The following is a 23,660-nucleotide window of genomic DNA, read 5'->3' as shown; positions in this document are numbered from 1 at the left end:
ATCTGTCGTGTCACCGGGCCGTTCACCGTACGGAGTGTCAGTGGCGGGTGCGAGACTCGCGTGCATGGGGAGTCAACTGACCAGAGAAGAGCTGATCCAGCAGGTCAGCAGCGGTGAGCGGGTGAAGTACCTGCATTTCTGGGGGCATGCGCCGCGCCGCGACGGAAGAATCGGGGCGAGCTGCCTCAGCCAGTGGTGGCCGTCGCCTTTCGTGGTCGACGGAGTGCGTTATGACACGGCGGAGCACTGGATGATGGCGGCCAAGGCCCGGCTGTTCGGCGACGCGGACGCGGAGCGCATGGCGCTCACGGCGGGGAGTCCGGCGCTGGCCAAGCGGGCGGGGCGGCTGGTGCGCGATTTCGACCAGGCCATATGGGAGCGCGAGCGGTTCTGGATCGTGCGCTCCGGCAGCGTGCATAAATTCGGTCAGCATTCCGCGTTGCGGGAGTTTCTGCTGGCCACCGGGGACCGGGTGCTGGTCGAGGCCAGTCCGATGGACCGGGTGTGGGGCATCGGGCTGGCGGCGGACGACGAGCGGGCCGAGGATCCGGCCGGGTGGCGCGGGCTGAACCTGCTGGGGTTCGCGCTGATGGCGGCGCGGGAGGAGCTCCGGGGAGCGGGCTGAGCCGGGCGGGGGTCGCGGGGGTCGGGAGACGGTACGGAGCAGGGGCGGGGGGCCTTGCCGGGCGGTGGGCTGCGGTGGGCTGCGGAGCCGGGGGTCTTCGCCGGGCGGAGAGCTGCCGATGCCCGAAGCCTCGCCCGGACCGAGCGGTTCGGCTCAGGCGTTCTCGACGATCAGGGAGCTGGAGTATCCGCTCTCCTGTTCGGCGTCCCGCTCCCGTTCCTCCTCGGCCACCCGGAGCACTCCCCACACCAGCAGACCGATGACCACCACGCCGAGGACGATGCCGACAGCGCCGAGGACGACCCCGGCGAGCGCCATCCCCCCGTTGTTGGCCTCGCCCCGCTGGACGCGCTTCCGGCCGAGGATGCCGAAGATCAGGGCGAGGATGCCGAGGACGACGCTGACGACGCCGTAGAGGCAGAAGAGACAGACGGCGAGGATGCCCAGCACCATCGCGGTGATGCCCATGCCGTTCGACGGGGTGACCTGCGGCGCCCAGCCGACGGCCGGATAACCCTGATAGCCGGGGTACGCGGCATATCCGCTGCCGTAGGAGTCCCCGGCGGGGGGCTGCGGCACGGCGGGGGCGGGGGAATGGCCATAGGGATGGGGACCGGCCGCCCCGGGGGCGGCGGGCGGCTCGGGCGCCGAGCCCGCGCCAGTGCCGGCACCGGCACCGGCACCGGCACCGGCACCGGCCGAGGGCAGCGCGGTGATCGTCGGCTGATCGTGCACATGCGGGGAGCGGTCCGCGCCCTGCTGCCGCACCGGCCAGTCGGCCGCGCCCTGCTGGTCCGGGCTCTGCTTGGCCGCGCTCCGCTGGTCGGCACCGTACTGGGCCGGGCTCTGCTGGGAAGCGCTGTCCCGAGCCGCGCTCTCCTGGGGCGGGGCCCAGGGATCGCTGTCGTTCGGCCCGGGTATGCCCTCAGGCCGGGACTGGTGATCGGACACGCTCATTCCCCCGTTCGTGGTTCGATCATGCTAAGCCAGTGTCTCGCGGCCGGACCGGCCGCCTACGATGATCCCCGAATCGAACAGCCGAGCGCTCACGGAGGAATCGATGACCGATCCGCACCCCTTCATCTCGGGTCTTCCCAAGGCGGAGCTCCATGTGCACCACGTCGGATCGGCCTCCCCGCGCATCGTCTCCCAACTGGCCGCCCACCACCCCGACTCCAAGGTCCCCACCGACCCCGAGGCCCTGGCGGACTACTTCTCCTTCACCGACTTCGCCCACTTCATCGACGTCTATCTCTCGGTGGTGGATCTGATCCGCACCCCCGAGGACGTGCGGCTGCTCACCTTCGAGGTGGCGCGCGACATGGCCCGGCAGAACATCCGCTACGCCGAGCTCACCGTCACCCCCTTCAGCTCGACCCGCAGGGGCATCGACGAGAAGGCGTTCATGGCGGCGATCGAGGACGCCCGCAAGGCGGCCGAGGCGGAGCTCGGGGTCGTGCTGCGCTGGTGCTTCGACATCCCGGGCGAGGCGGGTCTCGAAGCCGCCGAGGAGACCACCCGGCTCGCGCTGGATCTGCGCCCGGAGGGCCTGGTCTCCTTCGGGCTCGGCGGCCCGGAGATCGGTGTGCCCAGGCCCCAGTTCAAGCCGTACTTCGACCGTGCGATCGCGGCCGGTCTGCACTCCGTGCCGCACGCCGGGGAGACGACCGGCCCGCAGACCGTCTGGGACGCGCTCACCGAGCTGCGGGCCGAGCGCATCGGCCATGGCACCAGCGCCGCCCAGGACCCGGCGCTGCTGGCCCATCTCGCCGAGCGGCGCATCCCGCTGGAGGTCTGCCCCACCTCCAATCTCGCCACCCGTGCCGTCGCCGATCTCGACGCGCACCCGGTCAAGGAGATGGTCGCCGCCGGAGTGCTGGTGACGATCAACAGCGACGACCCGCCGATGTTCGGCACCGACCTCAACAGCGAGTACGCGGTGGCGGCCCGGCTGCTCGGCCTCGATGAGCGGGGCATCGCGGACCTCGCCAAGAACGCGGTGCGGGCGTCGTTCCTCGACCCGGCGGGCAAGGCCCGGATCTCGGAGGAGATCGACGCGTACACCACCGCCTGGCTCGCGGACCACTGAGGCCGGCAGACCGCCGAGGCCTGGCGGCCACCGCACCGGGCCTCGGGACGGGTCTCTCCCGGACCCAGCGCGCACGGGGAACAATGACCCCATGCGTACCGTCACCGCCGTAGGCCACCGAGGCGATCCGTACCTCGTCCGTGAGAACACCCTCCCGTCGCTCCGCTCCGCCGTCGCGAGCGGTGCGGACGCGGTCGAGATCGATGTGCGGATCACCGCCGACGGAGTGCCGGTGCTGCTCCACGACGCCACGCTGAGCAGGCTCTGGGGCCATGACCAGCCGCTGGACCGGCTCTCCCTCGCCCAGCTCAAGGACCTGACCCGGGGCGGGGTGCCGACCCTGAGCGAGGCGCTGAGCGCGCTGGACGGACCCGGCGGCCACCGGGCGATGATCGACCTCCCCGGCGCGACCCCGGACACGGTGCGGGCGGTGGTCGGCACGGTCCGGGACCTGGGCGCGGCCGAGCGGGTCTACTACTGCGCGGGCCCGGTCACCATGCTGGCCGTCCGCTCCGCGGACCCCTCCGCCGAGACCGCCCTGACCTGGACCTCTCTCGCCCCGCCGCGCCCGGTGCTGCTCGACGCGCTCCGGCCGCGCACGCTCAACTACCGCTTCGGGCTGGTGAGCCCGGCCCTCGTGGACCGGGTCCACCGGGACGGGATGCTGGTCTCCGCGTGGACGGCCGACACCCGGCGCACCATGCGCGCCCTGATCCGCGCGGGTGCCGACTCCATCACCACCAACCGGGTCGGCGTCCTGCGCTCCGTGCTCGGCGGCTCCACCGCGGCCCCGGCCCAACTCCCCTGACGGCGGCCCCGCTTGATCCTTCCGGCATGATGGGCCGTCTGGCCCCGCACCCCGGCCGAGGAGCACTGATGAACCACCGGATCCGTACCGACGTCGCCCATAACGCCAGAGTCTGGAACCACTGGCTGCACGGCAAGGACAACTACCCGGTCGACCGCGCGGTCGGCGACCACATCACCGGCCTGTATCCGAGCATCGGCGACGTCGCCCGCGCCGACCGGGCGTTCCTGGGACGGGTGGTGACCCATCTGACCGCCGAGCGCGGCATACGGCAGTTCCTGGACATCGGCACCGGCCTGCCCACGGCCGAGAACACCCATGAGGTCGCCCAGCGCATCGCGCCGGACACGCGCATCGTCTATGTCGACAACGACCCGATCGTGCTGGCGCACGCCCGTGCCCTGCTCACCGGCTCCGCCGAGGGGGTGACGGAGTATCTGGACGCGGACGCGCACGACCCGCAGGGGATTCTGCGCGCCGTCGAGCCGACGCTCGACCTCCGGCAGCCGGTGGCCGTCGTCATGCTCGGCATTCTCAACTTCGTGCTGGACACCGACGAGGCACGGACGATCGTGCGCACCCTGATGGACGCGGTCCCCTCCGGCAGCGCCCTGGTGGTGACCCATCCGACCCTGGAACTGGGCGGCGAGGGCAACGAGGAGGCGATGGCCTTCTGGAACGAGAACGCCACCCCGCCGATCACCGCGCGCACCGGCGCGGAGATCGCCTCTTTCCTGGACGGCCTGGAGATTCAGGAGCCGGGCCTCGTCTCCTGCTCCCGCTGGCGTCATGACCCGTCCGAGGGCGAACCGCCGCTGGTGGCGCAGTACGGTGCGGTGGGCTTCAAGCCCTGAGGCCCGGCCGCCGCGAACGGTGAGCGGGGGCACGGGGAAGAGTTCCCCGTGCCCCCGCTCGAAGTCCGTACGGGCGTACGTACAGGTGTACGTACGCCCTTACGTCCGTCAGCCGTCGAGCGACGTCATCACGTGCTTGATCCGCGTGTAGTCGTCGAAGCCGTACGCCGACAGGTCCTTGCCGTATCCCGACTGCTTGAAGCCGCCGTGCGGCATCTCGGCGACCAGCGGGATGTGGGTGTTGATCCACACACACCCGAAGTCCAGCGCCTTCGACATCCGCATGGCGCGCGCGTGGTCCTTGGTCCACACCGAGGACGCGAGGGCGTACTCCACCCCGTTGGCCCACTCCAGGGCCTGCGCCTCGTCCGTGAAGGACTGCACCGTGATGACCGGGCCGAAGACCTCGTTCTGGATGATCTCGTCGTCCTGCTTGAGGCCGGAGACGACGGTCGCGGCGTAGAAGTAGCCCTTGTCGCCGACCCGGTGGCCGCCCGCCTCGACCTTGGCGTGCGCCGGAAGGCGGTCGATGAAGCCCGAGACCTGGGCGAGCTGGTTGGCGTTGTTCAGCGGGCCGTAGAGCACGTCCTCGTCGTCCGGCACGCCGGTCTTCGTCTCCGCGGCGGCCTTGGCCAGCGCCTCCACGAACGCGTCGTGGATCGACTCGTGCACCAGCACCCGGGTGGCCGCCGTGCAGTCCTGTCCGGCGTTGAAGTAGCCCGCGACCGCGATGTCCTCGACGGCCTTGGCGATGTCGGTGTCCTCGAAGACCACGACCGGAGCCTTGCCGCCCAGCTCCAGATGGACCCGCTTGAGGTCCTTGGCGGCGGAGGTGGCGACCTGCATGCCCGCCCGTACCGAGCCGGTGATGGAGGCCATCGCCGGGGTCGGGTGCTCGACCATCGCACGGCCCGTGTCACGGTCGCCGCAGATGACGTTGAAGACGCCCTTGGGCACGATCGAGCCGATGATCTCGGCGATCAGCACCGTGGAGGCGGGGGTGGTGTCGGACGGCTTGAGCACCACCGTGTTGCCCGCGGCCAGCGCCGGGGCGAACTTCCACACGGCCATCATCATCGGGTAGTTCCACGGCGCGACCTGCGCGCAGACGCCGACCGGCTCCCGGCGGACCATGGAGGTGAAGCCCTCCATGTACTCACCGGCGGAGCGGCCCTCCAGCATCCGCGCCGCGCCCGCGAAGAAGCGGATCTGGTCCACCATCGGCGGGACCTCTTCGCTGCGGACCAGCGCCAGCGGCTTGCCCGTGTTCTCGGACTCGGCGGCGATCAAGTCCTCGGCGCGCTCCTCGAACGCGTCGGCGATCTTCAGCAGCAGCCGCTGGCGCTCGGCCGGGGTGGTGTCGCGCCAGGCGGGGAAGGCGGCCTCGGCGGCGTCCATGGCGGCGTCGACGTCGGCCTGTCCGGAGAGCGGAGAAGCGGCGTAGACCTCGCCGGTGACCGGGTTGATGACGTCGATCGTCCGCCCGTCGGCGGCGTCCCGGAACTCCCCGTTGATGTAGTTGCGCAGACGACGCAGCTCGGTGGTCACTGTTGCCACCCTCCTGTCTCTGATCTCCGTTGGTCCAATGGGTGAGACAACCCACCCTAGTCCCCCGGCTGACGCTTTCGACAGCCCCGCCCCGGCCCATCTTCGGATTCAGTGTTATTCGATGCCTTCAACAACGAATAACATCACTTTGGGCTTGCAAGACAGACGACTCCCGGTGCATGGTGAGTTTGTGGCCAGTCGAAGCGCAGACTCCAGGAGCGGGAATGGATCGTCCCCGACGATCGACGCCGTCTCCCTCGCGATCATCGAACAGCTCCAGGAGGACGGGCGCCGTCCGTACGCCGCGATCGGCAAGGCCGTCGGCCTGTCGGAAGCGGCCGTACGACAGCGCGTCCAGAAGCTGCTCGACCAGGGCGTGATGCAGATCGTCGCCGTGACGGACCCGCTCACCGTGGGCTTCCGGCGGCAGGCGATGGTCGGCATCCGGGTCGAGGGCGACCTCGACCCCGTCGCGGAAGCGCTGACGGCCATGGCCGAATGCGAGTACGTGGTGATGACCGCGGGCTCCTTCGACCTCATGGTGGAGATCGTCTGCGAGGACGACGACCACCTGCTCGAAGTGATCAACAAGCGGATCCGCGCGCTCCCCGGTGTGCGGTCCACCGAGAGCTTCGTCTACCTCAAGCTCAAGAAGCAGACCTACATGTGGGGAACCCGATAGCCGTGAGCCAGGACCGCAGCGACCTCTCCAAGACCGCCTACGACCACCTGTGGATGCACTTCACCCGCATGTCGTCGTACGAGAACTCAGCCGTGCCCACCATCGTCCGCGGTGAGGGCACCTACATCTTCGACGACAAGGGCAAGCGCTACATCGACGGCCTCGCCGGCCTCTTCGTGGTCAACGCGGGCCACGGCCGTACCGAGCTCGCCGAGACCGCCTTCAAGCAGGCCCAGGAACTGGCCTTCTTCCCGGTGTGGTCCTACGCCCACCCCAAGGCCGTCGAGCTGGCCGAGCGCCTGGCGAACGAAGCCCCCGGCGACCTCAACAAGGTCTTCTTCACCACCGGCGGCGGCGAGGCCGTGGAGACCGCCTGGAAGCTGGCGAAGCAGTACTTCAAGCTGAAGGGCCAGCACACCAAGTACAAGGTCATCTCCCGCGCGGTCGCCTACCACGGCACCCCGCAGGGTGCCCTGTCCATCACCGGTCTGCCCGCCCTCAAGGCCCCCTTCGAGCCGCTGGTCCCCGGCGCGCACAAGGTGCCGAACACCAACATCTACCGCGCCCCGATATACGGCGACGACCCCGAGGCCTTCGGCCGCTGGGCCGCCGACCAGATCGAGCAGCAGATCCTCTTCGAGGGCCCCGAGACCGTCGCCGCGGTCTTCCTGGAGCCGGTGCAGAACGCGGGCGGCTGCTTCCCGCCGCCGCCCGGATACTTCCGGCGCGTCCGCGAGATCTGCGACCAGTACGACGTACTGCTCGTCTCGGACGAGGTCATCTGCGCCTTCGGCCGGCTGGGCACCACCTTCGCCTGCGACAAGTTCGGCTACGTCCCGGACATGATCACCTGCGCCAAGGGCATGACCTCGGGCTACTCCCCGATCGGCGCGTGCATCATCTCGGACCGCCTCGCGGAGCCGTTCTACAAGGGCGACAACACCTTCCTGCACGGCTACACCTTCGGCGGCCACCCGGTCTCCGCGGCCGTCGGCATCGCCAACCTCGACATCTTCGAGCGCGAGGGCCTCAACCAGCACGTCCTCGACAACGAGGGCGCCTTCAAGGCCACCCTGGAGAAGCTGTACGACCTGCCGATCGTCGGCGACGTCCGCGGCAACGGCTTCTTCTACGGCATCGAGCTGGTGAAGGACAAGGTCACCAAGGAGACCTTCACGGACGAGGAGACGGAGCGCGTGCTCTACGGCTTCCTCTCCAAGGCGCTGTACGACAACGGTCTCTACTGCCGGGCCGACGACCGCGGCGACCCGGTCATCCAGCTCGCGCCGCCGCTGATCGCCGACCAGAGCACGTTCGACGAGATCGAGCAGGTGCTGCGGACCGTGCTGACGGAGGCCTGGACCAAGCTCTGATCCAGCCGCCGGCCCGGTTCCCGGCCGGCCGCGCCCCCCGCCGCACCACGGCCCGGGTACGCCCATCCGAGTGGATGGCGCGTGCCCGGGCCGTGTGTTTCCCGGGACCCCGCATCCGGCTGCCTAGCGTGCGAGTGACCGATCGGCGCTGAGGTCGTTCCCCCGTACGGGGGAGGACCCATCTGATCAGAACCGAGGTGTACGCCATGGTGGACCCGCCCGACAGCGATGTGATCGAGGCACGCTCCCTCCACCACTCCCACAGCGGATCGCCCGCTCTCATCGCGGTCTCGCTCAGGACCCGCCGGGGCGAGGTCCTCGCCGTGCACGGCCCGCGCGGCAGCGGGAAGACGACCCTGCTCCGCTGTCTCTCCGGGCAGACCGTCGCCGACGAGGGAGAGGTGTGGTTCGACGGCGACCCCGTGCACACCCTGAGCCCGCTCCGGCGCGAACGGCTGCGGAGGGAGCGGTTCGGCTGGATCGGACCGGAGTCCTCGCTCGTGCCCGAACTGACCGTCTGGGAGAACGCGGCCCTGCCGCTGCTGCTGAACGGGGCCCCGCGCCGGCACGCCAAGGCCGCCGCCATGGAGTGGCTGGAACGGCTGGACATCGACGGGTGCGCGCGGCGGCGGCCGTACGGCCTGACCCGGGCCGAGCGCCAGCGCACCGCCGCCGCGCGGGCCCTGGTCGGGGAGCCCGCCGTGCTCTTCGCGGACGAGCCGACGGCGGCGCTGCACCGCGCGGACCGGGCCCTGCTGCTCCGTACGCTGCTGGCCGCGGCCGGCTCGCAGCGCACCACCGTCGTCCTTGCCACCCATGACACCGAGGTGGCCGCGCTCGCGAACCGTACCCTCGCGCTCGTGGACGGCCGGCTGACCGGCTCGCCGGACGGCACCGACGCGGAAGGCATGGCCGCATGCTCGCTCTCCGTCTAGCCCGCGGCGCCCACCCCCTGGTCCTGCTGCGCCGGCTGCTGGTCGCGGCGGCCTCCGGGGGCGTCGGCTTTCTGCTGCTGTGCGCGCTGGCGTACGCGCTGACCCACCCCGGTGACCGGACCGCCGCCCTGCTCCGGCTGTCCTGGTGCGCGATCCCCCTCGCCGCCACCGTGCACTTCGCGGTGGCCGTGGCGCATACGGACCCCAGCACCCGCCCCCGCACCGGACTCTCCGCGGTCGGCCTCGGGCCCGGGCGGCTCGCCGCGCTGGCGGCGGCCTCCACCGCACTGTCCGGGGCGCTCGGCAGCGTGCTCGCGCTGCTCTTCTTCCTCCATCTGCGGGGCGATCTGACGGGGCTGCCGTTCGACGGAGCCGCCCGTGAGCTGCTCGCGGCGGAGGCGCCGCTGCCGCTGGCCGCCACGCTCACCCTGCTGGCCCTGGTGCCGCTGACCGCGACGGTCGCGGCGGCGCTGGCCCTGCGCGGACGCGACGCCGCCCGGGAACGCGCGCCCGTGAGACCTCCGGGCGGACTGCCCTGGGGGTGCGCGCTGACGACGGCGGGGCTGGCGGTGGGCACCTTCACGGCCCGCGCCGAGAAGGCCGCGCCGCTGCCCCTGCCCAAGGAGTTCGGCGCGCATCCGGCCGGCGTCCTGGCGGGCTGGGCGCTGACCGCCGTGGGCCTCGCCTTCGCGGGACCGGCCCTGACCTTCTTCTGCGGCAGACTGCTCCAGATCCTGCGGCCGGGGGCCGTACGGCTGCTGGCGGGCCGGATCCTGATGGAGGAGTCCCACCGGATCGGCCGCCCCCTCGGGGTGGTCTGCGCGGTGGCCTCGGCGGTGATCACCGCCTGGGCGCTGTACGACACGGGTCCGCGCCCCTTCGGACCGCTGACCGGTCTGGGCGCCGCCCTGGTCGTCGCCTGTACGACGGCGACCCTGCTCACCGCGGTGGCCCAGGCCCGGCACGACCGCGCGACGGCGACGGAGGAGCTCAGACGGCTGGGCGCGTCCGTGGGCACACTCCGGCTGGCGGCGCTGCTGCGGGCCGCGGTTCTGCTGCTGGTGTTCGCGCCGCTGACCTGGGCGGTGGCGACGCTGGCCGCGCTTCCACTGAGCCGGTGAAGGGGTCCCGGCCGCGGCGGCGACGTCGCGCGGGCGGTGCCTCGGCGGTCGTCGCCGGGCGCACCGGACGCACCCGCAGACCGCGCGGGAACCGTCCGTCCGATCCGGTCCAGGGGAGCGGATCGGACGCCGGGAGCAGCGCGGAGAGCACCGGGGACGCCGCGAGCAGCGCGGAGAGCGCGGCCGACCGCACTCGCGCCGCTGTCCAGTCGTTTCTGGCACGGCTCCAGGAGGGCGACCCGGAGGGCATCGCCGAGGCGTTCGCCGAGCGGGTGGACTGGGTGATCGCCGATAATCCGGCCGTCCCCTGGGTCCGTCCGCGCCGTACGCGCGCCGATGTCGCGGGCCACTTCCGTGAGGTGGCCGAGGGGCAGGAGGCCGACCCGGCGGGCACCTCGATCGACGCGGTGACGGTGGACGGCACGGAGGCGCTGCTCAGCGGATGGCTCGCGGGCACGGTCCGGGCGACGGGCAAGACGTTCCGCTCGCCCTTCACGATACGGCTGACGGTCGAGAACGGTCTGATCGTGCGCTACCGCGTGGTGGAGGACGCCCTCACGATCGCGGCGGCCTGCACCCCGGACGCCCGGCCGCCCCGGGACACGGCGGACGGCTGAACGCCACGGGCCCGAGCCTGCCGGGTTCCCCGGGCGCGGCCCGGACCTGGGCACGTCCGGGTGCCAGGTCCGGGCCGGCGCATGTCATACGCCCCCCCGGGGGGGGTACGGCATACGCGCGACCGACCGGGCCGGGGCACGCCGGGCGAACCGACCGGCCCGGGAGTACGTCATGGGACACGGCGCGGGCCCGGCCCGGCCCCGGCGCACCGCGCGACCGGCCCGGGGACACGGCACGCGCCCGGCCCCGCCTGAGCGCCTCCGGCGTCCGGGGCGCGGGCTCAGCCCAGCACCACCACTTCCTCGGCGGCGAAGGCGACCGTCACCTCGGCCCCCGTCTCCGGCGCGTCCCGCAGCGGAACCTCCGCCTCCAGGAGCGGCCCGCGCGGCGGTCGCAGCCGTACCGCCACATGATCGCCGCGGAAGACGCAGGTCTCGGCGACACAGCGCAGCCCGTCGGGCGTCTCCCGGATCCGTACGCCCGGGGGCCGCACCAGCACACTGCCCTTCCCCTCCCGCGAGCCGTCCGGGACCGGAATCCTTCCCCAGACGGTGTCCGCGACCCCGCCGCCGACGGTCGCGGGCACCACATTGTCGAAACCGAGGAAACGCGCCACGAACTCATCGGCGGGCCGCTGCCAGACCTCCAGCGGAGTACCCGTCTGGGCGATCCGGCCCTCGCGCATCACCACCACCCGGTCGGCGAGCGCGAACGCCTCGCCCTGGTCATGGGTGACGGCGAGCACGGTGGTGCCCAGCCGGCCGAACAGCTCCCGCAACTCGACCACCAGCCGCTCCCGCAGCCCCCGGTCCAGCTGCCCGAGCGGCTCGTCCAGCATCAGGAGCCGGGGCTCCGGAGCCAGCGCCCTGGCCAGGGCGACCCGCTGCTGCTCACCGCCCGAGAGCGAGGCGACGGCCCGGCGCCCGGCCCCGGGCAGCCCCACCAGCTCCAGCAGCTCGGCGACCCGGCGGTCCCGCTCCACCCGCCCGACCCCGCGCATCCGCAGCCCGAAGGCGACATTGCCGCCGGCGTCGCGCTGCGGGAACAGCTGATGGTCCTGGAACATCAGCCCGACCCCGCGCCGGTGCACCGGCACATCCGACTGGTCACGGCCCGACAGCAGCACCCGGCCCGAGTCCGCGTGCTGAAGCCCGGCGACCACCCTCAGCAGGGTGGACTTGCCGCTGCCGCTCGGCCCGAGCACACAGACGGTCTCCTGCTCGGCGACATCGAGATCCACCGCGTCCAGCGCCGCCCGCGCCCCGAACCGTACGGTCACCCCGTCCAGACTGAGCAGAGCCATCAGAACTCCCCCGCCCCGCCCCGCGACGCCCCACGGACCCTGACTCGCTCCAGCAACAGAAGCGCCACCACGCACACCACCATCAGAATCGTGCTGAGGGCCATCGCCTGCCCGTAGTTGAGTTCGCCGGGCCTGCCCAGCAGCCGTGCCACCGCGACCGGCAGCGTCGGACGGTCCGGCCTGGCGATGAAGACGGTCGCGCCGAACTCGCCGAGCGAGACGGCGAAGGCGAACCCCGACGCGATCAGCAGCGCCCGGCGCACCAGCGGAAGGTCCACCTCGCGCCAGACCCGGAGCGGAGACGCCCCGAGGACCGCGGCGGCCTCCCGCAGCCGCCCGTCCACCGCCCGCAGCACCGGCAGCATCGTCCGTACCACGAAGGGGACGCCGACCAGCGCCTGCGCGAGCGGAACCAGGATCCAGGAGGCCCGCAGATCGAGCGGCGGCTCGTCGAGGGTGATGAGGAAGCCGAAGCCGACGGTGACCGCCGAGACCCCGAGCGGCAGCATCAGCAGCGCGTCGAAGCCGCGCACCAGCCGTCCGGCCCGCCGGGTGAGCGCCGCCGCGGCCAGCCCGCCGACGACGACCGCGATGGCGGTCGCGGCCAGCGCGTACCAGAGGGAGTTCAGCACGGCCTCGATCGGCGCGACCAGAAACGCGCCGCCGCTCGCCTCGACGGAGCCGAGCGCCCGGTAGTAGCCGAGGCCATAGCCGCCGGGGGTGTCCAGCGAACGCTCCGCCAGGACCCCGAGCGGCAGCAGCACCAGCAGCGCGATCGTGACGAGCACTCCGCCGAGCAGCGCCCACTGCCCCCACCCGCGCGGCCGTCGCGCGGTACGGGCCGGGTCGACCAGCTTCAGCGCGCTCTCCCGGCGGCGCACGGTCCTGGCGTGCACGGCCAGCACGGCGCCGACCGCGGCGAACTGCACCAGGGTCAGCACGGCGGCCGTCCGCAGATCCAGCAGCTGCGCGGTCTGCCGGTAGATCTCCACCTCCAGGGTGGCGAAGGAGGGTCCGCCGAGGATCTGTACGACGCCGAAGGAGGTGAAGGTGAAGAGGAAGACCATCAGGGCCGCCGCCGCGACGGAGGGCGCGAGCGCCGGCAGGGTCACTCGCCGCCAGGCCGTGAACCGCCCCGCGCCCAGCACCCGGGCGGCCTCCTCCTGACGGGGGTCGAGCTGTGCCCACAGCCCGCCCACGGTCCGTACGACGACGGCGTAGTTGAAGAAGACATGGGCGATCAGAATGGCCCATACGCTGGTGTCGAGCCGGACGCCCCACAGCTCGTCCAGCAGTCCGCCGCGTCCGAGCAACGCCAGAAAGGCGCTGCCGACGACCACGGTGGGCAGCACGAACGGCACGGTCACCACGGCCCGCAGCAGCTTCTTGCCGGGGAAGTCGTAGCGGGCGAGGACATAGGCGCCGGGCAGCGCGATCAGCAGGGTGAGCACGGTGGAGGCGAGCGCCTGCCAGGTGGTGAACCAGAGCACCCGCTGAAGATCGGCGCGGCCCAGCACCTCGCCGATCCAGCCGAACTGCCAGCTGTCGCCCGTCTTCAGTCCACGGCTGACGATGGCGGCGACCGGATAGGCGAAGAAGACGGCGAAGAACGCGACGGGCACGGCCATCAGGCCGAGCCGCGCCGCGCCGCCCCGGAACCGGCGGGCGGGCCTCTTCCGAGGTCCCGCCCCGGGCCGGGCTACTTCACTACGAGCGAGGACCACGTCTGAATCCACTGCTCACGGTTGTCTGCGATCTTCTTCGGGGCGAGGGTCCCGGGCTGGTCGACCACCGCGCCGAACTCGGTGAACAGCTCGGGCAGCCGCGCGTCCCGGTTCACCGGGCTGACGAACATGTTCAGCGGCATGTCCTCCTGGAACTCCTTCGAGATCAGGAAGTACAGCAGCGCCTTGCCGCCCTCCTCGTTCCCGGCCCCCTTGAGCAGCCCGGCGAACTCGATCTGCCGGAAGCAGGTGCCGGTGGCGACCCCGGTGGGGGCCTCCTTCGGCTGCGGATCGGCGTAGAGCACCTCGACCGGCGGGCTGGAGGCGTACGAGACGACCAGCGGCCGGTCCGCCTTGGCCTTCCGGCCGCCTGCCGAGCCGGAGAACTCCTCGTTGTACGCCTCTTCCCAGCCGTCGACGACCTTGACGCCGTTGTCCTTGAGCTTCTTCCAGTAGCCCTGCCAGCCCTGCTCACCGTATTCGGCGACGGTGCCGAGGACGAAGCCGAGCCCGGGGGACGAGGTCGCGGCGTTCTCCACGACCAGCATGTCCTTGTACGCGGGCTTGAGAAGATCGTCGAAGGTCTTCGGCGGGGCGAGCTTCTTGTCGGCGAAGTACTTCTTGTCGTAGTTGACGCAGACGTCGCCGGTGTCGACGGGGGTGACCCGGTGCTCGCCCGCATCGAGCTGCACCTCCTCGGCCACCCGGTCCAGGCCCTTGGCGCGGTGCGGGGTGAACAGCCCGTTGTCGAGGGCCCGGGAGAGCAGGGTGTTGTCGACGCCGAAGAACACATCGCCCTGGGGCGAGCCCTTGGTGAGGATCTCCTTGTTCAGGGCGACCCCGGCGTCACCGCTCTTGAGGACCTTGACCTGGTAGCCGGTCTGCTCGGTGAACTCCTTCAGCACGGCGTCGGAGGCGGCGAAGGAGTCATGGCTGACGAGCGTCACGGTCTTCGACGGCTTCTTCCCGGCGGAGTCCCCGGACGAGGACTCTCCGCCGCAGGCCGCGAGCGTGCTGACGCCCAGCGCCGCCGCGAGCGCGGTGACGGCCATCTTCTTGGTGGTGCTCACTGAGATTCCTCCTGGGGTGGCCAGGAAGAGACGCGGCCCCGCCCGGTTCTCCGAAGAGAATCCGGGCAGGACGCAACAGCTTGAGTATCGACCGGACTTCCTACCCAGAATGACCTGGGCGAGGTTCAGAGGGTCTGCGGTCTGCTGGGATACCGCACTCTCAGCGCTGTGGCGCTCCCCTGTCGGAAATATATTCAGAAATATATGAAGATCATCCCTGCGGATGTTCGAGCCCAGAGTACAAGGTCAGCGGCGTGCTGCGGCAGGCCCGGCCGCGACGGATTCCGGGCGCGGACCCCGAGCGATTCCGGGCGCGGGCCCGGCGGATTCCGAGGTCGAGCCCCGGATCCGAGCCGGCCCGGCCCGGCTCCGTGCTCCGGCCCCCGGCTCAGCGCTCGGGCCCGGCCCGGCTCAGCGCTCGGAGGCGGCGAGCTGCCCGCAGGCCCCGTCGATCTCCTGTCCCCGGGTGTCCCGCACGGTGACCGGCACGCCATGGGCGGCGATCGCCTCGACGAACGCCTTCTCGTCCTCGGGGCGGGAGGCGGTCCACTGGGAGCCGGGCGTCGGGTTGAGCGGGATCAGATTCACATGGACCCGCTTGCCCTTGAGGAGCCGGCCGAGCAGATCGCCCCGCCACGCCTGGTCGTTGATGTCCCGGATGAGGGCGTACTCGATGGAGATACGGCGGCCGGACTTCTCCGCGTACTCCCAGGCGGCGTCGAGGACCTCGCGCACCTTCCAGCGGGTGTTGACCGGGACCAGGGTGTCCCGCAGCTCGTCGTCCGGCGCGTGCAGCGAGACGGCGAGACGGCATTTGAAGCCCTCGTCGGCGAAGCGCAGCATCGCGGGGACCAGACCGACCGTCGAGACGGTGATCCCGCGCTGGGACAGACCGAGGCCGTCCGGCTCGGGGTCGGTGAGCCGGCGGATGGCGCCCACGACCCGCTTGTAGTTGGCCAGCGGCTCGCCCATGCCCATGAAGACGATGTTCGACAGCCGGGCGGGCCCGCCGGGCACCTCGCCGTCGCGCAGGGCGCGCACTCCGTCGACGATCTGGTGGACGATCTCGGCGGTGGAGAGATTGCGGTCCAGCCCGGCCTGCCCGGTGGCGCAGAACGGGCAGTTCATCCCGCAGCCGGCCTGCGACGAGATGCACATGGTGACCCGGTCCGGGTAGCGCATCAGCACGGACTCGACGAGGGTGCCGTCGTGCAGCCGCCACAGGGTCTTACGGGTGGTGTCGTCATCGCACGAGACATGTCGCACGACGGACATCAGATCGGGCAGCAGCTCGGTGGCGAGCTTCTCGCGCGCGGCGGCCGGGATGTCGGTCCACTGGGCCGGGTCATGGGCGTACCGCGCGAAATAGTGCTGTGAGAGCTGCTTGGCGCGGAAGGGCTTCTCGCCGATCGCGGCGACGGCCTCCTTGCGCTCGGCGGGCGAGAGGTCGGCGAGGTGCCGCGGGGGCTTCTTGGCTCCGCGGGGGGCGACGAATGTCAGTTCTCCGGGCTTGGGCATGGTCCCTCCAGTGTCGCAGAGACGCCGCAGAGATATGACAAAGGGCCCGCTACCCTGTGGATAACGAGCCCCTTGGCAGAAAATCGCAGGTCAGCCGCTGCCTACAAAGATGACGAACAGCAGCCATACCACCGGCGCGGTCGGCAGCAGCGAGTCCAGCCGGTCCATGATGCCGCCGTGTCCGGGGAGCAGCGTGCCCATGTCCTTGATGCCCAGATCACGCTTGATCATCGACTCGCCCAGATCGCCGAGCGTGGCGCTGACCGCGACCGCGAGGCCGAGCAGCAGCCCCTGCCACCAGCTGCCGCCGTCGATCAGGAACTCCATGCAGAGCGCGCCCGCCGCCATCGCGAACGCCACCGCGCCGAACAGTCCCTCACGGGTCTTGCCGGGGCTGATGCGCGGCGCGAGCCTGTGCTTGCCGAAGCGCCAGCCCACCGCGTACGCGCCGGTGTCGCTGACCACGGTGAGCAGCAGGAAGGTCAGCACCCGCCAGGAGCCGTCGTCCGAGGCGAGCATCAGGGCGACGAACGTGGCCAGGAACGGCACATAGAAGGCGGCGAAGACGCCGGCGGTGACGTCCTTCAGATAGCCCTCGGGGGGCTCTGTCATCCGCCACACCAGTACGGCGAGGGCGGTGAGCGCCATGGCGACCCAGGCCCCCTCGGCGCCCCGCGCGTAACCGGCGACGACCATCGCGGCTCCGCCGACCGCGAGCGGCACCAGCGGCGCCTTGATCTGCTTGCGCTCATGGAGCCGGGAGGTGAGCTCCCACAGGCCGACGACGACGGCGACCACGACCACTCCGACGAACACGGCCTTGACGACGAAGAGCGAGGCCACGATCACGGCGCCGAGACCGACGCCGACTCCTATGGCCGCCCTCAGATCGCGCCCGGCGCGCTTCTTCTCCCGGCCCGACCGCCCGCTGCGGCCCGACCGGTTGTCGCCCCGGCTCCCGGGTGGCGGCGTGGCCCCCGGACCGGCCGGGTCGGGCATCGGCTCGGGCGGGGTCCCGCTGCGGAACAGGGGGCCGTTCAGCGGAGCGGCCCCCTGGCCGTGTGCCTCGCGGCTGTCGCGGTCGTCACGGTCTTCGGCGTCTCTACCTGCATCGGGAAAGTCCGGCACGATGGGCATGGGCCGAGTCTGCTGTGCCTCATGCCCAACATATGCGGGACCCGCCGAGGCAGGGCCCTGGTCGGACGTTCGCCAGTCCCCGACGTAGTCGGCCCTCGGCGGGGCCCCCCAGGAAGAGTCGTTCATCAGACTTCGAGCAGCTCGGCTTCCTTGTGCTTCAGCAGCTCGTCCACCTGTGTCACATACTTCGCGGTGGTGTCGTCGAGCTCCTTCTCGGCACGGCGGCCCTCGTCCTCGCCGACCTCGCCGTCCTTGACGAGCTTGTCGATGGCTTCCTTGGCCTTGCGGCGCACGGAGCGGATCGAGATCTTGGAGTCCTCGGCCTTGCCCTTGGCGACCTTGATGTAGTCGCGACGGCGCTCCTCGGTGAGCTCGGGGAACACCACCCGGATGATGTTGCCGTCGTTGCTCGGGTTGACGCCGAGGTCGGAGTCGCGGATCGCCTGCTCGATATTGCGGAGCGCGCTCTTGTCGAACGGGGTCACCACGGCCATCCGGGGCTCCGGAACGGAGAACGAGGCCAGCTGGTTGATCGGGGTCAGCGCACCGTAGTAGTCCGCCACGATCTTGTTGAACATCGCCGGGTGCGCACGTCCGGTGCGGATCGCGGCGAAGTCCTCCTTGGCGACCACGACGGCCTTCTCCATCTTCTCCTCGGCTTCGAGGAGGGTCTCTTCGATCACCACTTGCTCCTGCGTGTCTTGAGTAGGCTGTGGTTCCCCCGTGCCCAGGGCCTCGGGGGAATGCCTGGGCGGGGCGGAACTGTGTCGCGTCTTCCCTGCACGGTGTCCGACCGGCAGGAGTTTGTCCATCCCCGGAAGGCCGTCACCGGCGTCCCGGATGTCCCGGGAGTCAGGTCCGGGTGCCCTGGTCGCTCACGAGCGTGCCGATCTTCTCACCCTTGACGGCCCGCGCGATATTGCCCTCGGTGAGAAGTTCGAAGACGAGGATCGGGAGCGCGTTGTCGCGGCAGAGGGTGACGGCGGTCGCGTCGGCGACCTTGAGGTTGCGGCCGATCACCTCGCCGTACTCCAGCGCGTCGAACTTCACCGCGTCGGGGTTGGTCTTGGGGTCGGAGTCATAGACCCCGTCGACGCCGTTCTTGCCCATCAGCAGGGCTTCGGCCTCGATCTCCAGAGCCCGCTGAGCGGCGGTGGTGTCGGTGGAGAAGTAGGGCATGCCCATGCCGGCGCCGAAGATGACGACCCGGCCCTTCTCCAGATGCCGCACGGCGCGCAGCGGGATGTAGGGCTCCGCGACCTGGGCCATGGTGATGGCCGTCTGGACTCGGGAGTCGATGCCCTCCTTCTCCAGGAAGTCCTGGAGGGCGAGGCAGTTCATCACGGTGCCGAGCATGCCCATGTAGTCGGAGCGGGCCCGGTCCATGCCGCGCACCTGGAGCTCCGCACCGCGGAAGAAGTTTCCGCCGCCGATGACGACCGCGATCTCGGCACCGTCGCGAACGACCGCGGCGATCTCACGGGCGATGGCGTGGACGACATCGGGGTCGACGCCGAGTCCTCCGCCGCCGGAGAACGCCTCGCCGGAGAGCTTCAGCATGAAGCGTCCGGCTTTCTTCACGTCATGCTTCCCGTCGTGGTCACTGTTATCGCCGGCAGCCTGGTTGGCGTCCGCGCCCTTGTTCATGGAGATCTCCTCGTGCACATACGAAGGAGGCCACTGCCGTTCGGGTGCTGGTGTCCCTGTCGGCAATGGCCTCCTCGTCAGATCTGCGGTCGTCCGGCGCCGCCAGGCCGCTGTGCCATGTGGCATCCGCGGCCGTTGACAGCGTGGGAAACCCTAGCGGGCTCCCCAGCCGATCGCGTACTCGCCGTACTACTCGCTCAGGCGCCGACGCGGATGCGCGCGAAGCGCTTCAGCGTGACACCGGCCTCGTCAAGAACCTTCTTGACGGACTTCTTGTTGTCCTTGGCGAACGGCTGGTCAAGAAGGGTGACCTCCTTGAAGAAGCCGTTGACCCGACCCTCGACGATCTTCGGGAGGGCGGCCTCGGGCTTGCCCTCCTCACGCGAGGTGGCCTCGGCGACGCGGCGCTCGTTCTCCACGACGTCGGCCGGAACCTCTTCGCGGGTGAGGTACTTCGGCGCGAACGCGGCGATGTGCTGCGCGACGTCCTTGGCGACCTCGCCGTTCTCCTTGTCCAGCTCGACCAGCACGCCGACCTGCGGCGGAAGGTCGGGCATGGTGCGGTGCAGGTACACACCGACGTACGCACCGGAGAACTGCGCGAAACGGTCGAGGACGATCTTCTCGCCGAGGTTGGCGTTGGCCTCGTCGACGTACGCCTGAACGGTCTTGCCGGCCTCGATCTCGGAGGCGAGCAGGGCGTCCAGGTCGGCCGGGGAGGTCGCGGCGACGTGGGCGGCGAGCGTGTTGGCGACGGCCTGGAACTTGTCGCCCTTGGCGACGAAGTCGGTCTCGCACTTCAGCTCAAGCAGAACGCCGGAGGTCTTGTCCTCGGAGATGAGGGAGACGACGGCACCGTTCTCGGCGTTGCGGCCCTCGCGCTTGGCCACACCCTTCTGGCCCTTGACGCGGAGCAGCTCGACGGCCTTGTCGACGTCGCCGCCGGCCTCGTCCAGCGCCTTCTTGCAGTCCATCATGCCGGCGCCGGTCAGCTCGCGGAGCTTCTTGACGTCAGCGGCGGTGTAGTTCGCCATGTCCTTGAGTCTCTTCTCGAAAAAGTCGAAATTCGAAGATCCGCCGCGGTCGGAGGGGCCGCGGACGATCTACGGGTGAGCGGCGGGGGCCGGTGTCATCGTCACACCGTCCCCCGCCGTTCACCTACCGAAGCGTTGCGACGCGTCAGGCCTGCTCGGCGTCCGCGGCGGGCTGCTCGGCGGGGGCCTCAGCAGCCTCGGCCGGGGCCTCGACCTCGGCCTCGGCGGCGGGGGCCTCAGCGGCCGGAGCCTCAGCAGCGGCCTCAGCGGGCTTCTCGGCGTCGTCGGCCTTCTTCTCACCCTCGAGCAGGTCGCGCTCCCACTCGGCGAGGGGCTCGCCGGCGGCCTTCTCGCCCGGCTTGGAGTCGCCGGTGGCGACGCCGGAGCGGGCGATGAGGCCCTCGGCGACGGCGTCGGCGATCACGCGGGTGAGCAGGGTGACGGAGCGGATCGCGTCGTCGTTGCCCGGGATCTTGTAGTCGACCTCGTCGGGGTCGCAGTTGGTGTCGAGGATCGCGACGACCGGGATGTGGAGCTTGCGCGCCTCACCGACGGCGATGTGCTCCTTCTTGGTGTCCACGATCCAGACGGCGCTCGGCACCTTCTGCATCTCGCGGATGCCGCCGAGGGTCTTCTCCAGCTTGGCCTTCTCGCGGGAGAGGACCAGCAGCTCCTTCTTGGTGAGGCCGGAGGCGGCCACATCCTCGAAGTCGATCTGCTCAAGCTCCTTGAGGCGCTGCAGACGCTTGTAGACGGTGGAGAAGTTGGTCAGCATGCCACCCAGCCAGCGCTGGTTGACGTACGGCATGCCCACGCGGGTCGCCTGCTCGGCGATCGCCTCCTGGGCCTGCTTCTTGGTGCCGACGAACATGATGGAGCCGCCGTGCGCGACGGTCTCCTTGACGAACTCGTAGGCGCGGTCGATGTACGACAGCGACTGGAGCAGGTCGATGATGTAGATGCCGTTGCGCTCCGTGAAGATGAAGCGCTTCATCTTCGGGTTCCAGCGGCGGGTCTGGTGACCGAAGTGGACGCCGCTCTCCAGCAGCTCCCGCATCGTGACGACGGCCATAGCCGTATCTCCTTGGGTTCTCGGTTGTGTTCCTGACGCCCCGACGCGCCGTGCCACAGAGGACCGAGGAGCGCGACCATCGACCGTGAAGGCTTGATGATGGCGGGGCGTGCGAAGTCGACCCGGTGACCCGGATCGCCAGAAGAAGTGTACGGGACGGGGGCCGTCCCGGGTGACGGCGCTGTCCACAACCGGTCGGTAATCCACAGATCGGGAGCATGATCCCCCCGCTCGGGGCCGGTCGCGGGAGCGTGTTCGCCATGTACCGAGGGCTACTGGTTCTTCTGCTGCTTCTCTCCGTGACCGCCGCGCGACCGACGGTTTCCGGCCCCGTCCCGGTGGCGCGGGGGCTGCCGGCGCCCGTCCCCGGCGGGGAATCCCCCGGGGATTCCGGGCGGGGAGTCTGGCCGGTGGGACCGCCGCGCCCGTGGGTGGTGCGTGGCTGGGAACCACCGCTTTCGGAGTACGGCCCCGGGCATCGCGGGGTTGATCTGGCCGCCCCGCCGGGGACCCCGGTCCTTGCGGCGGCGGCCGGGCGGATCGCCTTCTCCGGCCCGGTGGCGGGCCGCGGTGTGCTCACGATCACTCTCACGGCGGGGTGGTCCGGGCCGGGGAGCCCGGCGCTGCGGATCACCTACGAGCCGGTGACGGCCCTGCTCCCGGTGGGCACGGAGGTGGACCGGGGCGTCCCGGTGGCTCGGACCGGGCCGGGGCCTTCGCACTGCGCGACGGGGTGTCTCCACTGGGGCCTGCTGCGCGGCCGGGAGTATCTGAACCCGCTCACCCTGCTCCCGCCGGAGCTGCTGCACGGCGCTCCGCCCCGACTGCTGCCGCTGACGGGGACGGCCCCCCTGCGGCCGGGGCCGGGCTCAGGGGCGGTACGGGCCGGGGCCGGGCGCACCGGGGCGGTGCGGGCCGAGGTGATGAGGCGCACCGAGGCGGTGCGGGCCGGGGACCGGGCCCGGTGCGAGCCGGTGCGGCACCGGCGTCGGCATCGGCACCCGCACCCGCACCGGCGCCGGGCGCGCGCTGTCAGGCCAGGACCCCGTGCAGGGCCCTGGACACCGCCGCGTCAGCGATCACCTGGGGCTCTTCGGCCGCGCCGAGCTCGATACGCCGGACGGCGGCGTCCACGACGCCCTGGAGGAGCATCGCCGCCAGCCTCGGCTGCTGATGCCCCAGCTCGCCGAGCGCCTCGACGATCATGGCGATCAGCCCGCCGTGCGCCGCGCGGATCTTCTCCCGCGCCGCGGCGTCCAGCTCGCTCGCGGAGATGGCGACCACCGCACGGTGCCGCCGGTCCCCCACGAGCTCCAGCTGGGTGCGCACATACGCCTCGATCTTGCCGTCGGCGGTGTCCGCCCGCTCCATCGCGTCCTCGACCTCAGCCGCCCAGACGGGGAAGTCGACGGCGCACAGCTCCTCGACGACCGCCGCTCGGGAGCGGAAGTACTCGTACACCGACGACCTGGCCAGTCCGGTGCGCTCGGCGAGGGCGGGGAAGGTCAGCGCCTCCGTACCGCCCTCGGACAGGAGGGTTCGCGCGGCGTCGAGCAGGGCGTCGCGCTGCATGGTCCGGTGCTCGGCCACGGAGGCCGCTCGAATCCTGGGCACGTCTCCACTTTACGGATGCCGCGCAAGACCCGGCCAGGATTCGGCGTCAACGCCCCACGTCGGCGAGCTTCGCCCGCAGCTGGAGCACCGATTTGGTGTGGATCTGGCTGACTCTGCTCTCGGTGACGCCGAGCACATTGCCGATCTCGGCGAGGGTGAGGCCCTCGTAGTAGTAGAGGGTGACGACGGTCTTCTCCCGCTCGGGGAGGGTGTTGATGGCACGGGCGAGGAGCCGTCGCAGCTCGCGGCCCTCCGCCACCTCCACCGGGTCGTCGGCGGCGGTGTCCTCCAGGGTGTCCATCAGGCTGAGCCGGTCGCCGCCCTCGCCGCCGGCATGGAGCAGCTCCTCCAGGGCGACGACGTTCGCCAGCGACAACTGGCTGAAGACCGCGTGGAGTTCCTCCACCGCGATGCCCATCTCGACGGCCACCTCGCCCTCGGACGGGGTGCGCCTCAACTGGGCCTCCAGGGTGGCGTAGGCGCGCTCCACGGCGCGGGCCTTCTGGCGGACGGAACGCGGGATCCAGTCGAGCGCGCGCAGCTCGTCGATCATCGCGCCGCGGATACGGGTGATCGCGTAGGTCTCGAATTTGATGGACCGCTCGATGTCGAACTTCTCGATGGCGTCGATGAGCCCGAAGACCCCGGAGGAGACGAAGTCGGCCTGCTCCACATTGGAGGGCAGGCCGACGCTCACCCGGCCCGCCACATACTTCACCAGCGGCGAGTAGTGCAGGATCAACTGCTCACGCAGCCGCTCGTCCCCGGTGGCCTTGTACGACCGCCACAACTCCTCAAGCGATGTGGGAGCGGAGGGGCGCACGGCGCCGCGGGCGGCGGGGGGCACTGCCGCGCGGTCAGACCCGGAGGTGTGCTGGGGCATGCGTT

22 protein-coding genes and 1 pseudogene are annotated in these 23,660 nt (G+C 71.0%); 10 read left to right on the top strand and 13 right to left on the bottom strand.

The window, feature by feature from the left end:
* The first annotated feature begins 64 nt into the window (after window positions 1-64).
* Window positions 65-625, top strand: a complete 561-nt coding sequence (locus FF041_RS28000) for an NADAR family protein (RefSeq protein WP_153525414.1) — start codon at window positions 65-67, stop codon at window positions 623-625.
* Between the two features lie 153 nt (window positions 626-778).
* On the opposite strand, the gene FF041_RS40155 is transcribed toward FF041_RS28000, so the two are convergent.
* Complete coding sequence (locus tag FF041_RS40155; protein ID WP_153525413.1) at window positions 779-1,582, bottom strand: DUF4190 domain-containing protein; 804 nt, start codon at window positions 1,580-1,582, stop codon at window positions 779-781.
* A gap of 103 nt (window positions 1,583-1,685) precedes the next feature.
* Here FF041_RS40155 and FF041_RS27990 point away from each other — a divergent pair, with 103 nt between their 5' ends.
* From FF041_RS27990 to FF041_RS27980, 3 genes are all read left to right on the top strand, one after another.
* Window positions 1,686-2,714 (top strand): adenosine deaminase, encoded by a 1,029-nt coding sequence (locus FF041_RS27990; protein WP_153484570.1) that lies wholly within the window; start codon window positions 1,686-1,688, stop codon window positions 2,712-2,714.
* 91 nt (window positions 2,715-2,805) lie between these two features.
* Window positions 2,806-3,522, top strand: coding sequence for a glycerophosphodiester phosphodiesterase (locus FF041_RS27985; protein ID WP_153525412.1), 717 nt, complete (start codon window positions 2,806-2,808; stop codon window positions 3,520-3,522).
* Window positions 3,523-3,590: 68 nt separating this feature from the next.
* On the top strand, window positions 3,591-4,376 hold the full coding sequence (locus FF041_RS27980; protein WP_194292200.1) for an SAM-dependent methyltransferase: 786 nt from the start codon (window positions 3,591-3,593) through the stop codon (window positions 4,374-4,376).
* 108 nt (window positions 4,377-4,484) lie between these two features.
* Here the strand turns inward: FF041_RS27980 and FF041_RS27975 are convergent, their stop codons facing one another.
* Window positions 4,485-5,924 (bottom strand): gamma-aminobutyraldehyde dehydrogenase, encoded by a 1,440-nt coding sequence (locus tag FF041_RS27975; protein WP_323392909.1) that lies wholly within the window; start codon window positions 5,922-5,924, stop codon window positions 4,485-4,487.
* Between the two features lie 190 nt (window positions 5,925-6,114).
* On the opposite strand from FF041_RS27975, the gene FF041_RS27970 reads away from it, so the two are divergent.
* The 5 genes from FF041_RS27970 (at window position 6,115) to FF041_RS27950 (ending at window position 10,652) form a co-directional block, all read left to right on the top strand.
* Window positions 6,115-6,606, top strand: a complete 492-nt coding sequence (locus FF041_RS27970) for an Lrp/AsnC family transcriptional regulator (protein ID WP_323371890.1) — start codon at window positions 6,115-6,117, stop codon at window positions 6,604-6,606.
* On the top strand, window positions 6,591-7,979 hold the full coding sequence (locus FF041_RS27965; RefSeq protein WP_323371891.1) for an aspartate aminotransferase family protein: 1,389 nt from the start codon (window positions 6,591-6,593) through the stop codon (window positions 7,977-7,979). Before FF041_RS27970 ends, FF041_RS27965 begins: the two co-directional genes overlap by 16 nt.
* 206 nt (window positions 7,980-8,185) lie before the next feature.
* The gene (locus FF041_RS27960; protein ID WP_153525410.1) at window positions 8,186-8,914 is read left to right on the top strand and encodes an ABC transporter ATP-binding protein; all 729 of its coding nucleotides are present in this window, start codon (window positions 8,186-8,188) and stop codon (window positions 8,912-8,914) included.
* A complete protein-coding gene (locus FF041_RS27955; RefSeq protein ID WP_153525409.1) occupies window positions 8,896-10,035 on the top strand; it encodes a hypothetical protein in 1,140 nt (379 codons plus the stop codon). The genes FF041_RS27960 and FF041_RS27955 overlap by 19 nt, the downstream gene beginning before the upstream one ends.
* Complete coding sequence (locus FF041_RS27950) at window positions 10,032-10,652, top strand: nuclear transport factor 2 family protein (RefSeq protein ID WP_323392906.1); 621 nt, start codon at window positions 10,032-10,034, stop codon at window positions 10,650-10,652. Before FF041_RS27955 ends, FF041_RS27950 begins: the two co-directional genes overlap by 4 nt.
* 281 nt (window positions 10,653-10,933) lie before the next feature.
* Here FF041_RS27950 and FF041_RS27945 read toward each other — a convergent pair whose 3' ends face one another.
* The 9 genes from FF041_RS27945 to rpsB form a co-directional block, all read right to left on the bottom strand.
* Window positions 10,934-11,956, bottom strand: coding sequence for an ABC transporter ATP-binding protein (locus FF041_RS27945; protein ID WP_153525408.1), 1,023 nt, complete (start codon window positions 11,954-11,956; stop codon window positions 10,934-10,936).
* On the bottom strand, window positions 11,956-13,680 hold the full coding sequence (locus FF041_RS27940) for an ABC transporter permease (protein ID WP_407698203.1): 1,725 nt from the start codon (window positions 13,678-13,680) through the stop codon (window positions 11,956-11,958). Before FF041_RS27940 ends, FF041_RS27945 begins: the two co-directional genes overlap by 1 nt.
* Window positions 13,656-14,750: a thiamine ABC transporter substrate-binding protein gene (locus FF041_RS27935; RefSeq protein WP_323392903.1), complete on the bottom strand. Its 1,095-nt coding sequence runs from the start codon at window positions 14,748-14,750 to the stop codon at window positions 13,656-13,658. The genes FF041_RS27940 and FF041_RS27935 overlap by 25 nt, the downstream gene beginning before the upstream one ends.
* 411 nt (window positions 14,751-15,161) lie before the next feature.
* Window positions 15,162-16,268: a 23S rRNA (adenine(2503)-C(2))-methyltransferase RlmN gene (gene rlmN, locus FF041_RS27930; RefSeq protein WP_153525406.1), complete on the bottom strand. Its 1,107-nt coding sequence runs from the start codon at window positions 16,266-16,268 to the stop codon at window positions 15,162-15,164.
* Between the two features lie 90 nt (window positions 16,269-16,358).
* The gene (locus FF041_RS27925) at window positions 16,359-17,531 is read right to left on the bottom strand and encodes a phosphatidate cytidylyltransferase (RefSeq protein ID WP_153486256.1); all 1,173 of its coding nucleotides are present in this window, start codon (window positions 17,529-17,531) and stop codon (window positions 16,359-16,361) included.
* On the bottom strand, window positions 17,531-18,088 hold the full coding sequence (frr, locus tag FF041_RS27920; RefSeq protein ID WP_323372240.1) for a ribosome recycling factor: 558 nt from the start codon (window positions 18,086-18,088) through the stop codon (window positions 17,531-17,533). Before frr ends, FF041_RS27925 begins: the two co-directional genes overlap by 1 nt.
* Window positions 18,089-18,257: 169 nt before the next feature.
* On the bottom strand, window positions 18,258-19,052 hold the full coding sequence (pyrH, locus tag FF041_RS27915; protein WP_153486257.1) for a UMP kinase: 795 nt from the start codon (window positions 19,050-19,052) through the stop codon (window positions 18,258-18,260).
* Between the two features lie 197 nt (window positions 19,053-19,249).
* Entirely contained in the window at window positions 19,250-20,086 is an 837-nt protein-coding gene (gene tsf, locus FF041_RS27910; RefSeq protein ID WP_153525405.1) for a translation elongation factor Ts, read from the bottom strand.
* A 145-nt stretch (window positions 20,087-20,231) separates the two neighbouring features.
* Window positions 20,232-21,158, bottom strand: coding sequence for a 30S ribosomal protein S2 (gene rpsB, locus FF041_RS27905; protein WP_153486259.1), 927 nt, complete (start codon window positions 21,156-21,158; stop codon window positions 20,232-20,234).
* A gap of 218 nt (window positions 21,159-21,376) precedes the next feature.
* Between rpsB and FF041_RS27900 the strand changes: the two are divergent.
* A pseudogene (locus FF041_RS27900) lies at window positions 21,377-21,925 on the top strand (peptidoglycan DD-metalloendopeptidase family protein); the annotation flags it as partial.
* 265 nt (window positions 21,926-22,190) lie between these two features.
* On the opposite strand, the gene FF041_RS27895 reads toward FF041_RS27900, so the two are convergent.
* Window positions 22,191-22,748, bottom strand: coding sequence for a TetR/AcrR family transcriptional regulator (locus FF041_RS27895; RefSeq protein ID WP_323392935.1), 558 nt, complete (start codon window positions 22,746-22,748; stop codon window positions 22,191-22,193).
* 70 nt (window positions 22,749-22,818) lie between these two features.
* The gene (whiG, locus tag FF041_RS27890) at window positions 22,819-23,655 is read right to left on the bottom strand and encodes an RNA polymerase sigma factor WhiG (protein ID WP_153525404.1); all 837 of its coding nucleotides are present in this window, start codon (window positions 23,653-23,655) and stop codon (window positions 22,819-22,821) included.
* Between the last annotated feature and the right edge of the window lie 5 nt (window positions 23,656-23,660).

The sequence above is a fragment of the Streptomyces jumonjinensis genome, assembly GCF_009600885.1.
Taxonomy (GTDB): Bacteria; Actinomycetota; Actinomycetes; order Streptomycetales; family Streptomycetaceae; genus Streptomyces; species Streptomyces jumonjinensis.
Note: the sequence above shows the minus strand (reverse complement) of the source record. Positions and strands in the feature narration are given on the sequence as shown.

Bases quoted from the DNA above. Each gene is read 5' to 3' on its own strand.
- FF041_RS28000 (WP_153525414.1), top strand. From the start codon at position 65: ATGGGGAGTCAACTGACCAGAGAAGAGCTGATCCAGCAGGTCAGCAGC.
- FF041_RS40155 (WP_153525413.1), bottom strand. From the start codon at position 1,582: ATGAGCGTGTCCGATCACCAGTCCCGGCCTGAGGGCATACCCGGGCCG.
- FF041_RS27990 (WP_153484570.1), top strand. From the start codon at position 1,686: ATGACCGATCCGCACCCCTTCATCTCGGGTCTTCCCAAGGCGGAGCTC.
- FF041_RS27985 (WP_153525412.1), top strand. From the start codon at position 2,806: ATGCGTACCGTCACCGCCGTAGGCCACCGAGGCGATCCGTACCTCGTC.
- FF041_RS27980 (WP_194292200.1), top strand. From the start codon at position 3,591: ATGAACCACCGGATCCGTACCGACGTCGCCCATAACGCCAGAGTCTGG.
- FF041_RS27960 (WP_153525410.1), top strand. From the start codon at position 8,186: ATGGTGGACCCGCCCGACAGCGATGTGATCGAGGCACGCTCCCTCCAC.
- FF041_RS27955 (WP_153525409.1), top strand. From the start codon at position 8,896: ATGCTCGCTCTCCGTCTAGCCCGCGGCGCCCACCCCCTGGTCCTGCTG.
- FF041_RS27945 (WP_153525408.1), bottom strand. From the start codon at position 11,956: ATGGCTCTGCTCAGTCTGGACGGGGTGACCGTACGGTTCGGGGCGCGG.
- rlmN (WP_153525406.1), bottom strand. From the start codon at position 16,268: ATGCCCAAGCCCGGAGAACTGACATTCGTCGCCCCCCGCGGAGCCAAG.
- FF041_RS27925 (WP_153486256.1), bottom strand. From the start codon at position 17,531: ATGAACGACTCTTCCTGGGGGGCCCCGCCGAGGGCCGACTACGTCGGG.
- pyrH (WP_153486257.1), bottom strand. From the start codon at position 19,052: ATGAACAAGGGCGCGGACGCCAACCAGGCTGCCGGCGATAACAGTGAC.
- tsf (WP_153525405.1), bottom strand. From the start codon at position 20,086: ATGGCGAACTACACCGCCGCTGACGTCAAGAAGCTCCGCGAGCTGACC.
- rpsB (WP_153486259.1), bottom strand. From the start codon at position 21,158: ATGGCCGTCGTCACGATGCGGGAGCTGCTGGAGAGCGGCGTCCACTTC.
- whiG (WP_153525404.1), bottom strand. From the start codon at position 23,655: ATGCCCCAGCACACCTCCGGGTCTGACCGCGCGGCAGTGCCCCCCGCC.